The sequence below is a fragment of the Flavobacterium sp. ENC genome (assembly GCF_020991415.1).
GTDB lineage: Bacteria > Bacteroidota > Bacteroidia > Flavobacteriales > Flavobacteriaceae > Flavobacterium.
In genome coordinates, this window is record NZ_JAJMOY010000001.1 from 356,015 (window position 1) to 369,649 (window position 13,635).

9 protein-coding genes and 1 tRNA gene are annotated in these 13,635 nt (G+C 37.8%); 3 read left to right on the forward strand and 7 right to left on the reverse strand.

Annotated features, from left to right (window positions below; genetic code table 11):
• Positions 1 to 291 precede the first annotated feature (291 nt).
• Both pckA and LPB89_RS01455 read right to left on the reverse strand, forming a co-directional pair.
• Complete coding sequence (gene pckA, locus LPB89_RS01450) at positions 292 to 1,896, reverse strand: phosphoenolpyruvate carboxykinase (ATP) (protein ID WP_230699951.1); 1,605 nt, start codon at positions 1,894 to 1,896, stop codon at positions 292 to 294.
• A gap of 203 nt (positions 1,897 to 2,099) precedes the next feature.
• Positions 2,100 to 2,486 (reverse strand): DUF423 domain-containing protein, encoded by a 387-nt coding sequence (locus LPB89_RS01455; RefSeq protein ID WP_230699952.1) that lies wholly within the window; start codon positions 2,484 to 2,486, stop codon positions 2,100 to 2,102.
• Between the two features lie 194 nt (positions 2,487 to 2,680).
• Here LPB89_RS01455 and LPB89_RS01460 point away from each other — a divergent pair, with 194 nt between their 5' ends.
• Positions 2,681 to 4,045: a saccharopine dehydrogenase family protein gene (locus LPB89_RS01460; protein WP_230699953.1), complete on the forward strand. Its 1,365-nt coding sequence runs from the start codon at positions 2,681 to 2,683 to the stop codon at positions 4,043 to 4,045.
• A gap of 87 nt (positions 4,046 to 4,132) precedes the next feature.
• On the opposite strand, the gene LPB89_RS01465 is transcribed toward LPB89_RS01460, so the two are convergent.
• The 3 genes from LPB89_RS01465 to LPB89_RS01475 form a co-directional block, all read right to left on the reverse strand.
• The gene (locus LPB89_RS01465; RefSeq protein ID WP_230699954.1) at positions 4,133 to 5,359 is read right to left on the reverse strand and encodes an energy transducer TonB; all 1,227 of its coding nucleotides are present in this window, start codon (positions 5,357 to 5,359) and stop codon (positions 4,133 to 4,135) included.
• Positions 5,356 to 5,727: a BlaI/MecI/CopY family transcriptional regulator gene (locus LPB89_RS01470; RefSeq protein ID WP_127337971.1), complete on the reverse strand. Its 372-nt coding sequence runs from the start codon at positions 5,725 to 5,727 to the stop codon at positions 5,356 to 5,358. Before LPB89_RS01470 ends, LPB89_RS01465 begins: the two co-directional genes overlap by 4 nt.
• A 576-nt stretch (positions 5,728 to 6,303) precedes the next feature.
• Positions 6,304 to 7,692: a dipeptidase gene (locus LPB89_RS01475; RefSeq protein WP_230699955.1), complete on the reverse strand. Its 1,389-nt coding sequence runs from the start codon at positions 7,690 to 7,692 to the stop codon at positions 6,304 to 6,306.
• A 108-nt stretch (positions 7,693 to 7,800) separates the two neighbouring features.
• Here LPB89_RS01475 and LPB89_RS01480 point away from each other — a divergent pair.
• Positions 7,801 to 7,882, forward strand: a tRNA-Leu gene (locus tag LPB89_RS01480).
• 132 nt (positions 7,883 to 8,014) lie between these two features.
• On the opposite strand, the gene LPB89_RS01485 is transcribed toward LPB89_RS01480, so the two are convergent.
• Both LPB89_RS01485 and LPB89_RS01490 read right to left on the reverse strand, forming a co-directional pair.
• On the reverse strand, positions 8,015 to 8,236 hold the full coding sequence (locus LPB89_RS01485) for a PTS sugar transporter subunit IIBC (RefSeq protein WP_230699956.1): 222 nt from the start codon (positions 8,234 to 8,236) through the stop codon (positions 8,015 to 8,017).
• Positions 8,220 to 9,719 (reverse strand): recombinase family protein, encoded by a 1,500-nt coding sequence (locus LPB89_RS01490; protein ID WP_230699957.1) that lies wholly within the window; start codon positions 9,717 to 9,719, stop codon positions 8,220 to 8,222. The genes LPB89_RS01485 and LPB89_RS01490 overlap by 17 nt, the downstream gene beginning before the upstream one ends.
• 564 nt (positions 9,720 to 10,283) lie before the next feature.
• Between LPB89_RS01490 and LPB89_RS01495 the strand changes: the two genes are divergently transcribed.
• Complete coding sequence (locus LPB89_RS01495; RefSeq protein WP_230699958.1) at positions 10,284 to 13,517, forward strand: TM0106 family RecB-like putative nuclease; 3,234 nt, start codon at positions 10,284 to 10,286, stop codon at positions 13,515 to 13,517.
• The last annotated feature ends 118 nt before the right edge of the window (positions 13,518 to 13,635 follow it).

A 13,635-nucleotide genomic window follows, 5' to 3' on the forward strand; every position in this document is an offset into this window, starting at 1 on the left:
GAGACCGAAAACCCAAAATCTGTCAGGCTGAGCGAAGTCGAAGCCCCGCAACGTAAAGCCCTTCGACTTCGCTCAGGGTGACATCGAGACAGAGACTGAAAACTGAGACCGAAAACCCAAAATCTGTCAGGCTGAGCGAAGTCGAAGCCCCGCAACGAAAGCCCTTCGACTTCGCTCAGGGTGACATCGAGACAGAGACTGAAAACTGAGACCGAGACTGAGACTGAGACTGAGACAAAAAAAAAGCTGTTCATAACGAACAGCTTTTTCAAGTTTGAATTAGTAATTTCCTTATTCTGTAATCGGTGCGCCGGCCAAAATTTCGGCATTGGCAAACTCTTCAAATTTGGCAAAATTCGCTTTGAATTTCTGAGCCAGTTCAATTGCTTTTTTGTCGTATAAATCTTTGTCTTCCCAGGTGTTTCTTGGATTCAGAATCTCGCTTGGAACATTCGGACAGCTTTGTGGTTTTGCAATTCCAAAAACGGCATGGTTTTTAAATTCTACATTGTCCAGTTCACCGTTTAGTGCAGCAGTAATCATCGCACGGGTATATTTCAATTTCATACGCGTTCCGATTCCGTATGCACCACCAGTCCAACCGGTATTAATCAACCATACTTTTACATCTGCATCTTTCATCTTTTTAGTCAGCATTTCTGCATAACGTGTTGGGTGCAAAGGCATGAATGGTGCTCCAAAACAAGCGGAGAAATTAGGTTGTGGTTCTGTAACTCCTGCTTCAGTTCCGGCAACTTTAGCCGTATATCCTGAGATAAAATGGTAAGCGGCCTGACCCGGAGTCAGTTTTGAGATTGGAGGCAAAATTCCGAAAGAATCTGCCGTTAGGAAAAATATATTTTTAGGGTTATGTCCGATAGAACCCGGCTGAATATTGTCGATATGTGTGATTGGGTAACTTACACGTGTATTTTGAGTGATCGAAACATCATCGTAATCCACTTCGTTTGTTCCCGCTTTGAAAACCACATTTTCTAAAAGCGCCCCTTTTTTGATCGCTCTAAAAATGTCCGGCTCGTTTTCTTCCGTTAAATTAATAACTTTAGCATAACAGCCACCTTCAAAATTAAAAACGGTATTTTCAGCAGTCCATCCGTGTTCATCATCACCAATTAACTTACGGGCAGGATCTGCCGATAAAGTTGTTTTTCCTGTCCCTGACAATCCGAAGAAAATCGCCGTATCTCCTGCTTCACCCACATTGGCGCTGCAGTGCATTGGTAATGTATTTTTGAAAACCGGTAAAATGAAATTCAAAGCAGAAAAAATTCCTTTTTTCATTTCTCCCGTATACCCCGTTCCACCGATAAGGGCAATTTTTTTGGTAAAATCCAGAATCGCAAAATTAGACTGGCGTGTTCCGTCTACAGCAGGATCTGCCATAAAACTCGGAGCACAAATTACCGTCCATTCCGGAGTAAAGTTGGCTAATTCTGAATCTTCAGGTCTTAAAAACATATTATAACAAAACAAATTAGACCATGCCGTTTCGGTTACTACACGAACATTTAATCTGTAATTGGCATCAGAGCAAACGTAAGAATCTCTGACAAATACTTCTTTATGAGATAAAAACTGAGTTACTTTATTGTATAACTTTTCAAAAGCTTCCGGTGAAAATGGAATATTTACATTTCCCCACCAAACTTTATCTTCTGTAATGCTGTCTTTTACGATAAAACGGTCCTGTGGAGAACGTCCTGTAAATTCGCCCGTATTAATTGCCAACGCTCCCGTAGAGTTCTCAACACCCTGGCCTGCCTGCAAAGTAATCGCATGCAATTCATCTGCTGATAATTGATAGCGAACTGTTGCATTTTCAATTCCTAGTTCTTTCAACGAAATCGATTGCGTGAAAAGTGTGTTAGTGTCCATAAATTTTGTTGTTGTGTGTGTTTCTTTTTTTAGTGAACAAACATAATTACTTTGATTCTAAGCTTTTATACTCAAAACATGAATTGTTATATTTTTTATCAATACAGATAAAAACCAATAAAAATTCACATAAGTAATCTTATATGTTATTTATGAGACAAAATTAAAGATTAATTTTTAGATAGAATTTTTTATTCGGGATTTTATGATTTTTTCTTCAAAATAGTAGCAAATAACACCAACCATGCAAGAATTAATAAAAATCCTCCTAAAGGTGTTGCGAATACGATAATTTTTGAGTCAAAAACAGTGTACTCTTTGGTCACTAATAAATAGATAGATCCGCTAAACAGCACCACACCGGCAACTGCAAGAGTATAGATGGTCTTTAAGGTTTTTTCAGCAATATCTTTTCGGGTCGATAGAAAAAACAGAAAAAAAGCGTGGTACATCTGATAACGGACGCCAACTTCAAAAGTATTTAATTGTTCAACCGATAGCCATTTTTTAAGTAAATGGGCTCCGAAAGCGCCCAAAATAATAGCTAACATCCCGATAAAAGCACCTGTTAAAACAATTTTTCTTTTCATGTTTTCTATGTTTTTCAATATTAAGACAAAAATACTTCAAAACCATTTAAAAAAGTTTTCTCTTTTCGAAAATCTTTTGCAGTAACGGGAATTTGTTCGTTTTATTCTTAAAATTAAAAATAAATGATTTTTTTTGAACAATCCGATTGTTATATTTATAACATTTTAATATATTTGTGTTATAAATATAAAACATGAGAAGCATTTTAATTATTGGAGCTGGTCGTTCTGCCTCTTCGCTGATCCGTTATTTACTTTCCAAATCAGAGAGTGAAAATCTACACCTTGTTGTAGCCGACTTATCGTTAGCCCTGGCAGAAAAAAAGACGCAGCAACATCCGAATGCCACCCCAATAGCTTTAGACATATTTAATATTACCGAAAGAAAAGAAGCAATAGAAAAAGCGTCTATTGTCATATCAATGCTTCCCGCACATTTACATATTGAGATTGCCAAAGACTGTATCCAATTCGGAAAACACCTTGTCACCGCTTCTTATATAAGTGATGCCATGCAGGCCTTAAATGAAGAAGCCAAAGAAAACAACCTGATTTTCATGAACGAAATTGGTCTTGACCCCGGAATAGACCATATGAGTGCCATGAAGGTCATTGATGAAATCAGGGTAAAAGGCGGAAAAATGCTGCTTTTTGAATCTTTTTGCGGCGGATTGGTCGCTCCTGAATCCGACAATAATTTATGGAATTATAAATTTACATGGGCACCCCGAAACGTAGTCTTAGCAGGACAGGGAGGCGCCGCCAAGTTTGTTCAGGAAGGTACTTACAAATACATTCCGTATTGCAATTTATTCCGAAGAACTGAATTCCTTGAGGTGGAAGGTTACGGAAAATTTGAAGCGTACTCGAATCGGGATTCGCTAAAATACCGCTCTATTTACGGATTAGATGATATCCTGACGTTATACAGAGGAACCATCAGAAGAGTGGGTTATTCGAAAGCCTGGAATATGTTTGTGCAGCTTGGAATGACGGATGACAGTTATATCATGGAAGATTCCGAAAACATGAGCTATCGCCAGTTTGTAAATTCTTTTTTACCGTATCATCCCACCGATTCTGTTGAAATCAAGACCCGATTAATCTTAAAAATTGATCAGGACGATATTATGTGGGACAAACTTCTGGAACTGGATTTGTTCAATCCGCATAAAAAAGTAAATTTATCAAATGCCACTCCGGCTCAGATTTTAGAAAAAATACTTTCCGACAGCTGGACATTAGAGCCAGACGACAAAGATATGATTGTCATGTACCACAAATTCGGATACGAAATCAACGGCGAGAAAAAGCAAATCGATTCTAAAATGGTTTGCATCGGAGACGATCAGACCTATACCGCGATGGCAAAAACAGTCGGTCTACCGGTTGCCATGGCTACTTTATTGATTTTGAATGGAAAAATCACAACCCCCGGCGTTCAGCTTCCGATAAACAAAGAAGTGTATCTGCCTATTTTAAAAGAATTAGAAGAGTATGGTGTTGTTTTCAACGAACAGACCATGCCTTACTTTGGATATAATCCGGACTTGTTTTAGTCCGGATTTATTTATTTTTTTTGAGAATTTTTTTAGTTTTTAATTTTATCCGCTTCTAAAGTTTTTAGAAGCGGATTTTTTTATTTTTTACTTATCGTTTTTAATTGTTATTGGTAAAGCATATGTTACCCGCACAGGCTTACCTTCCTGCGTCGCCGGATTCCATTTTGGGGAAAGTTTTAAAACTCTTGTTGCTTCATCACCTAAGCCATTTCCTAAATCTTTTATAATTTTTATTTCAGACAAACTTCCGTCTTTTTCAACCATAAACTCCATTAATACTTTTCCCTCTATTTTGTTTTTGGATGCTTCTGCCGGCATTTTGAAATTTTTACCAATAAATTTGTAGAATTCGACCATTCCACCCGGGAATTCGGGGCCTTTTACACTAGTAGTATCGTAGCTAATAGCAAATCCTTCCTTCAATTTTGGGGAACTTTTTTCTGTCTGAGCGATTGTTCTGCTGCTAAAAACAAGCAACAACAAAGTACCCACAATGCTTACGGTACATATTTTCAATACTACTTTAATCGGAGATTCTTTTTTGGTCATCATAAGTAAACGTTTTTTAGTTATTAGATAATTGATGTTACTCGCCAGAGCAACCGTATTTTTATTCAAAGCAAAATCAAGCAATAGCTTTTGATAATTTTCAACTGATTTGAACTGAACATTTACCGCTTCATCAGCCAAAAATTCATGATTGAGTTTGATGGCTTTTTTATAGAAGACAAGCAATGGATTAAACCAAAAGACGATTTGCAGCATCTCGATAAAAAGAAGATCCAAAGTGTGTTTTTGCTGTAAATGCGCTTTTTCATGCGCTATTAATTCTGATGGAATTTTACCTTTTTCGAATTCCTCTTTATTGATGAAAATCGTATTCAAAAAGGAGTGTGGCAAAACAGTTTCCTGTAGCAACACTATTTTTTCATCATTTATTACCAGTACTTTACTTCTCCTGGTTTTTTTATAAAATGAATAGAGATTTACAAAAAAACGAATAGCGAATAAGCTGACTATGAAAACATAAATCGAAAGGATTAAACCGATTATAAAATCATTTACTGAGATGGAGCTTAGGTTTTCAGTACCTTTTTGAATCACCAGTTCATTCAGCTGAACAATTCCGGTTTCATTCGAAATAACCGATTGAAATGAAACAAGCTGAAGGGGAATAACCAAACTAAAAAACAGGCTCAAAAGTAAATACGCCCTGTTGAAACGAAGCATTTTTTCGTTTTCCAGCCACAATTTATATACCGCATAAAAAACAAAAAGCAGTATTCCGGATTTTAAAAGATAGGTGATCATTTTTTCTTTTTTTGAATTTGCGAATCGATTATTTTTCTAAGTTCTTCCAATTCAGAAGTGCTAAGATTGGTTTCGGTCGTAAAAAACGAAGCAAACTGCGAGGCCGAATTATTAAAGAAATTGCTAATCAGTCCGTTGACGTGTTTGGAAAAATAAACCGTCTTTTCGACCAAAGGATAATATTCCCTTGAATTCCCGAATTCATTATAAGCTACGAATTTCTTGTCGATCATTCGTTTCAGCAAAGTCGCGACTGTAGTCGTTGCCGGTTTTGGATCGGGATACGCTTCAAGCAAATCTTTCATAAAAGCCTTTTCAAGCTTCCACAGATGCTCCATTAATTGTTCTTCTGAGTTTGATAATTGCATTTTTTGAGGTTCTAAGGTTCTGATTTACTAAGTTTTTGAGTTTTTTTTGCCACTAATTACACGAATTTTCGCGAATTTTTATTTTGCCACAGATTAATTGATTTCAATGATTTAATGTATGTTTTATTTTTTTTACTCTACACTTATAGTTGTTGCTCTACAAATGTAGAGATTAATTTTTAATGTGCAAGAGAATTTTAGAAAAAAGGTTTTTTTAAGGTACAAAGAGGCAAAGGTGCTAAGGTTTTTTCTTAGGTCCTGAGGTTTTCTTTTGAGGTTCAGTAGGCAGGTGCAAAGAGGCAGAGGCTCAAAGGAACAAAGGCTTTTTTGAGAGGCAAAGGTGCATAGATGCAGAGGTACAAAGGTTTTTTCAATAGCCCCCAGCTTTAGCTGGGGGTTTACAATAGTGCAGAAGAAAATGGCTTTAGCCAAATAATTAACCCGAAGATTAAAAATTTCGATTAAAGCAAAAAAAAACTCCGGCTAAAAGCCGGAGTCTCTATAATTTAAAACACATACGGTGCCAAAACCTTTGCACCTTTGCTCCTATGTTCCTTTGCACCTTTTTCCAAAAACCTATTTCGAAAGCTCTACAAAATACTTATAAAACAACGGAATCGTTTCAATTCCTTTCAGGTAATTAAAGATTCCGAAATGCTCGTTTGGCGAGTGAATCGCGTCACTGTCCAATCCGAAGCCCATAAGGATGGTTTTGCTTTTTAATTCTTTTTCGAACAAAGCTACAATTGGAATACTTCCACCGGAACGAACCGGAATTGCCGGAACTCCGAAAGTTTCCGTATACGCCATGTTTGCCGCTTTGTACCCAATACTGTCAATTGGCGTTACATAGCCCTGTCCTCCGTGGTGAGGCGTCACCTTTACAGTAACTCCTGACGGTGCAATGCTTGTAAAATGTTTTGTGAAAAGTTCTGTGATTTCATGCCAGTCCTGATTTGGAACCAAACGCATCGAGATTTTAGCGAAAGCTTTGCTTGCAATAACCGTTTTGGCACCTTCACCCTGATATCCGCCCCAGATTCCGTTTACGTCTAACGTTGGACGAATCGAGTTGCGTTCGTTGGTTACGTATCCTTTTTCACCATAAACATCGTTTAGCGCCAAGGCATTTTTATATTTTTCCAAACTGAAAGGCGCTTTTGCCATTTCAGCTCTTTCTTCAGTAGATAATTCCTGAACGTTATCGTAGAAACCCGGAATCGTAATATGATTGTCTTCATCATGAAGTGAAGCGATCATTTTTGCCAGAACGTTAATCGGATTCGCTACTGCTCCACCGTATAAACCGGAATGTAAATCACGATTCGGCCCCGTAACTTCTACCTCAACATAACTCAAACCACGTAAACCTGTCGTGATTGACGGCTGTTGGTTCGAAATCATTCCGGTATCTGAAATTAGAATCACGTCGTTTTTCAGTTTTTCCTGATTGCGTTCTACGAACCAGGCCAAACTTGCCGAACCTACTTCTTCTTCGCCTTCAATCATGAATTTTACGTTACAAGGCAATGTATTGGTTTGCACCATTAGCTCTAAAGCTTTTACGTGCATGTACATTTGTCCTTTGTCATCACAGGCACCACGGGCAAAAATAGCGCCTTCCGGATGAATTTCCGTGTTTTTGATTACGGGTTCAAATGGTGGCGATGTCCATAATTCGATTGGATCCGGTGGTTGTACATCATAATGTCCGTATACGAGAACGGTAGGCAGATTAGGGTCGATTATTTTCTCTCCGTAGATGATTGGATACCCCGGAGTATCGCAAATTTCGACAAAATCGCAGCCTGCTTTCGATAAACTTTCCTTTACAGCTTCGGCCGTGTCAATAACATCTTGCGAATATGCGGTGTCGGCACTTACCGACGGAATTTTTAATAATTCGATCAACTCATTGATAAAGCGATCTTTATGTTGTTGAACGTAAGATTTTATATTTTCCATTTATTTAATTTTTACAGAAATTCAAAAATACAAAAAATAGAATTAATATTTTTTTGCAAAAATGCTTTGAAATTTAGAAGTTATGTTTATCTTTGCACCCACAATTGAGCGGATATGGTGAAATTGGTAGACATGCCAGACTTAGGATCTGGTGCCGCAAGGCGTGTAGGTTCGAGTCCTATTATCCGCACTTAAGGAGATACTATTAAACAGTATCTCCTTTTTTTTTGACAATAAAAATCTATGACACAAACAGTTACTGTTTAGTCATTTTAGTTCGATTTTTTTTACTGTTTAAAATCCTTACAGTCGTAAGAACTATTTAAAAACCTTTGTTTATGGTGGTTTTATGGCATTTTTCCAAAGTTCGATTTCTCTTTAGAGTTCCGGCGTTTTTCGCATCTTCAGGCTTATTGCGATTTTTCGATATCAGATAAAGAAAGTCTAATATAACAGCCGCTTCACCATCATCCACCTCGATGCCATTTTTCGCTAACATCGCTATTGCCCTGTTAACTGAAATCCTTCTATCTATAAAATTCATATTCACTGTTTTTTTTGTTTTTTTTTGATGTTAATATTTTTGATAGTGCACCGTTCAATTCCAAGGAAATGTTTCCTGTTTGGAAATCAACCTTAACAGGTGGAATTAGATTGACAAGATATTTTTTATTTGCTGTATCCAAACTTGAGAAACCTTTAAAGATATCTACAAATGGTTTGCTTGCCAATTGGCTTTGCTCTTCAATACTCTTTAATTTGATATTGATGTCCTGCAGCTCACTTTTCAAGCATTTAGAATTGGCCAGGCTCTCTTTTTTTAACTCGCTATAATCATCATATTTCAGTGTATCCACTACAAATAACTTCCGGGCTTTGGAAAGGATTGAATTCTCCTCATTTAGCTTTATTGTCACCATATTTCGGTCATGTAAGTACTTTGCTTTTTGTGAATTTGTATTACAGTCTTCTAAAATAATTTTTAATAACCCAATTGCTCCATTTGAAAGCACAATCTGTTGCAGCTTGCGTTGGTAACAATCATTGAGGAAAGGGGCGCTAATTCTTGTTTTACATCTTCCCTGACAATGATAGTATGAATACTTTTTTGTAGATCCTTGGGAAAAGCTTCCGCTTAGTTTCCTTCCGCAAAGAGGGCATGTTAAAAATCCCCTTAGAAAAAATGTCGATTTGAGAATATCAGTTTTAGCAGTAACTTTTCTTTTTGTATTAATGATATGCTGGACTTCATAAAACAATGTTTCCGATATCAATGGATCGTGGGTTCCTTTTACCATTTGCTGTTCTTCTGAATTGAATTTTACCGGGATAAGTCCACAGTAAACGGGATTATGTATGATCCTGAAAAAATGCGATCGGGAACATTTCAAGCCTTTATCATAGGCCATATTGCGGATTTTCTCTATTTTATGGATATTTTTTGCAAGCTGATGGAAAGCCCAGCTTATAATTTCTGCATCGGGCTGTTTAGGAGCAATAATTTTTCTGCCGTCAACAAGCGTCATATTGATATATCCTATAGGAGCTTTATTAGGGTACCTGCCCATTAGTTTTGCCCGACGAATACCATTTGCCGTATTTAGAGCCCTCCTGCTGTTTTCTGCTTCCGGTACAGATAGGTAAACGGCAAGCATGACCGTACTTTCAGGAACAGAAAAATCTATAGGTTGATCAATAGCCATTGCTGTGGTCCTGTGTTTTCGAAGTATTCCTATCATCTCATAGGCAAGTTCAATATTTCGGCTAAACCGATCCCATTTTATGAAAAGTATACTCTTGCCTTCCTTTGACTTGTTTTTAATTACTGTTATTAACTTTTTCCATTCAGGCCTGTTGAAGTTTTTGGCTGAGAAGTCCTCGCGATAAATACCTTTTACCTCTATATTGTTGAATGCACAATATTTTAATAACCGGTCTTCCTGTTCGGGCAGGGAATATCCTTTCCTTTTTTGCTCGTCTGTACTGACCCGGATATATAAATAGGCCGATTTAGTCTGATCATACATACCTTGATTTTTAAATTTAACATCATAAATTCCTCCTAAGGGCAGACACCTTTTTTTAAAGATTATTCATTTTTACAACTATACTTGTGATAATTTGAATACAGCTTGCTTTTTAAAATCTAAATCTTACAGGCGTAGATGAGAATTTTCATGTTGTTATTGCAAGGCACGGAATAATTTAAATTTTAGTATACTTCACTGCCCAATCAAAAGCTAGGCTTTTAGTAGCTAGTCCCACACTACCACTTGAACAGCATATTGTGGAAGGTGATTTTAAGATTATCTGTATGATTGGAATTATTTACTTGCTAATTCTGAGCCAGTATGAAGAAGAAAATACAATTGATTTTCAAACATCATATAACCTATAAAGTATTGATTTTCAATAGTCAAATTTACAATAAAATACTAAAACAGCAAACAGTGCGGTACGTCATCTTTCCTTCATCTTAGACTAGAAAACAATTCAATCATAAAAAAAATGGCAATATTTTATTTAACTTTAATGGTCGTAATAAAGGTTCAGAAACTTTTTATTTTACTCCATATTTATGAATAAGCGGTATGAAACCGAACTGGAAAATATTACAGGCCATGCAGTATTGTCCATACAAAGCATGGCAGATAAACAGGGATCCTGATTCTGAATTGGAGACACCGCAGCTATCCTCTGCAAAAATTTCAGCCATAGATAAAATTGCATTGACAGCAGATGCTTTCTTTTTATCCGAGGATACAGGTGAAAAAGTGAGCCATTTAAATATATTGAAAGGAAAAGAAAACCTTTTAATCCAAATTAAACCTTCAATAAAAGCAGAAAAGCTGCTTGCCGATACAAAAAGGATTCTTGACAGCGATGCACCTGCCTTTTATAAAAACAAGCACTGTCCCGAATGCCAATTCTGGAAAACCTGCCATCAGAAGCTAAAAGAGAAAGACTGCATCAGTCTTCTAGGGAGCATCTCCCCTAAAATTATCGAACGATACCACAAGAAAGGTATCTTTACAGTCCTGCAATTATCCCATCTGTTCCGTCCAAGAAGGCGCAGCCGACGCAAGCCGAAAATTGCTTCCAATTACCTATGGGAGCTTAAGGCACTGGCGATACGTGAACAGAAGACCTATGTTATGTATACGCCCGATATTGAAGATATATCAGAAGCCATATATTTAGATTTTGAAGGCCTGCCTGATGAAAGATTTATTTATCTGATTGGAGGAATAGTCCATTTCGCGGATAAGCCTGATGAAACATTTTCTTTCTGGGCTGATAGCAGGGAAAACGAAAAGGAGATATTCCGAAACCTGTTTCGGCTTTTGAACCAATATCCTGACCTTCCTATCTACCATTATGGAAGCTATGAAACCAAATCGTTAAATGCTATTGTGCAAAGGTACGGCACACCTTTTAAGCAGGAATTTATCGGTCTCCAAAAAAGGATGGCAAACCTGCTTTCCTACCTGAGAACTTCCGTATATCCGCCAATCTACAGCAATGGGTTGAAAGAACTGGCGCATTTTCTCGGTTACGGCTGGACAGAAAATATCGATGGACTGCAAAGCATCGTCTTACGAAAGCAATGGGAAGAAACTAAAGATCCCGGTATAAGGGAAAAGTTGACCCATTATAATCTTGAAGACTGCCAGGCATTGGAAATAGTGTGCGGCTGGCTTCATGATCTTACAATTAATGCAAATCCTGACAATGTACTTGCAGTGGCTTCCATGAAAAAGCTAAGCCCTTATAAATTCCAGGCAAATCTGAATTTTGGAGAAGATTATGATATGATCAGCAAGGCCGCTTATTTTGACTACCAGCAGACAAAGATCTATTGGCGCAATAAGAAAACAGCTCCCTTTATATCTAATACTTCTGAAAAGGAATCAAGCATACATCCCGGCAAAGGCGTTATGGGCTGGCAGCCCGGAAAGGCGAATGAAGTTATAATTGCAAAGCCACTGCAAAACTGTCCCGGATGTGGGTCTTCTAAAGTTTATTATCTCAAAAACACGATGCGGTCTTTCAAACAGACCGATATAAAATTTACCTCATCAGGTGTACGCCGTCATGTTGTCGAATATAAATCAACTCAAGGTAAGTGTGGCAAATGTGGAATAAAATACAATAATGCCATCCTCAAACGAATGCGATATGGAAACAACCTTTTGGCATTAATAACTCAAATGTATATAAGCTACCATATAAGCAGCAACATGATTGCGAAAATGATAATGGATCAATACCATATCTGGATAAGCCCCATGTATGTAGTGAGCAGAAAATATAAATGGTGGCTCCAGTGGCAGCCCGAAGTAGATTACTTATGGAAAATTATATTAAAGAGCCCTGTAATCCATATTGACGAAACTACAGTAAAGCTGACAAAAGACACGGGCTATGTTTGGGTATTTGCAACATCGCATACCGTATTTTATCATTTTACATTAACCCGCGAAACGGAATTTCTAAAACAATGGCTAAAGGATTACAATGGCATTATTATCACCGATTTCTTCCCTGGATACGATGCGCTGAAGCTTCAGCGGCAAAAGTGCCTGATACACCTTATCAGGGATTTGAATGATGACCTCCATAAGAATCCATTTGACGAAGGATACAAAAATCTTATGGATGCCTTCAGCGAGCTGTTAGTTAAGATAATTGCTACGATAGACAAATTCGGCCTCAGTCACAAGCACCTTCAAAAGCATCTGAGAAATACCGAGGATTTTTACAAGACCTATCTTTCCATCGAATACAGAGGTGAGCTCTCCCTAAAATACTCTAAGCGCTTGAAAAAGCATTGGGATGAATTATGGGTCTTCCTCAAACATGACGATATCCCATGGAATAACAATAATGCTGAGGCCGCAATCAAGGCATTTGCACAGCACAGACATAATGTGAATGGCAGGATTCGTGAAGGAAAGCTCATCGAATACCTTAAGATGCTTAGCCTTGCCCAGACATGTCGGTATAGAAACATTCCGTTTCTTGACCTTTTACGTCACAAGGCGGGTCTTTGGGAGAATGTCCCGCCAGATTATTTGCCTCCTTTTTTGCCATTTCTCCAAGCCCGGTTATATGTCCGCCGGTTAAAATTTACCCGGAAGGGACAATGGAATGAATGGATAAAATCAGGAAAGCGGCCGATTTTTATACCCGCATCGCCCAATTCAACCTATAAAAAGACTGGATGGACCGACTGGCACGACTGGCTTGGCTTCAAATTCCTCCCATTTGAAAAGGCCAGGACTTATATGAGAAGATTAGGTTTAAAGAATCGCGATGAATATTGGGCATGGCTGCGAAGTGACAAAAGACCAAGCACAATTCCCTATTCTCCTGAAAAGGAATATAAGCGCACAGGGTGGATTGATCTTGGCGATTGGCTGGGTACCGGCAACACAGGAAGGCAACGAAAGAAAAGAATGACCTATGACCAAGCCAAGACATATATCCAAGCAGTCGGAATTAAAACACAGCATGAATTCTTTGCATGGAGGAAAACGGACCAGCGTCCCGATACGATGCCTCCCGACCCAAATAAAGTTTATTTTGAATTTGAAGGCTGGGGTGTATTTTTGGGTACCGGTAGGATTGCCAACCAGAATAAAAAATACCGTAGTTATGAAGAAGCAAAAACGTTTCTTAAACCTCTACGGATTACTTCCGCAAAGCATTTCAGGGAATTATGTGCATTAGGAATAATTCCAACAGATATACCTAACAGTCCTTATGCATTTTACTCTAAACAAAAAACATGGATAAGCTTTCCTGATTTCTTTGGAAAATAGTTGAGTTAATGAAATCCCTACTCATCCAAACGTAGCAGGAATTTCCGCTAACTCAAACTACACTATTTGAACTACTCGAAAAAGTTTATTATATCTCGAAGGTATATCATTCATTATA

Bases quoted from the DNA above. Each gene is read 5' to 3' on its own strand.
- LPB89_RS01470 (WP_127337971.1), bottom strand. From the start codon at position 5,727: ATGCAATTATCAAACTCAGAAGAACAATTAATGGAGCATCTGTGGAAG.
- LPB89_RS01490 (WP_230699957.1), bottom strand. From the start codon at position 9,719: ATGTATGATCAGACTAAATCGGCCTATTTATATATCCGGGTCAGTACA.
- LPB89_RS01485 (WP_230699956.1), bottom strand. From the start codon at position 8,236: ATGAATTTTATAGATAGAAGGATTTCAGTTAACAGGGCAATAGCGATG.
- LPB89_RS01460 (WP_230699953.1), top strand. From the start codon at position 2,681: ATGAGAAGCATTTTAATTATTGGAGCTGGTCGTTCTGCCTCTTCGCTG.
- LPB89_RS01475 (WP_230699955.1), bottom strand. From the start codon at position 7,692: ATGGAAAATATAAAATCTTACGTTCAACAACATAAAGATCGCTTTATC.
- LPB89_RS01465 (WP_230699954.1), bottom strand. From the start codon at position 5,359: ATGATCACCTATCTTTTAAAATCCGGAATACTGCTTTTTGTTTTTTAT.
- LPB89_RS01455 (WP_230699952.1), bottom strand. From the start codon at position 2,486: ATGAAAAGAAAAATTGTTTTAACAGGTGCTTTTATCGGGATGTTAGCT.
- pckA (WP_230699951.1), bottom strand. From the start codon at position 1,896: ATGGACACTAACACACTTTTCACGCAATCGATTTCGTTGAAAGAACTA.
- LPB89_RS01495 (WP_230699958.1), top strand. From the start codon at position 10,284: ATGAAACCGAACTGGAAAATATTACAGGCCATGCAGTATTGTCCATAC.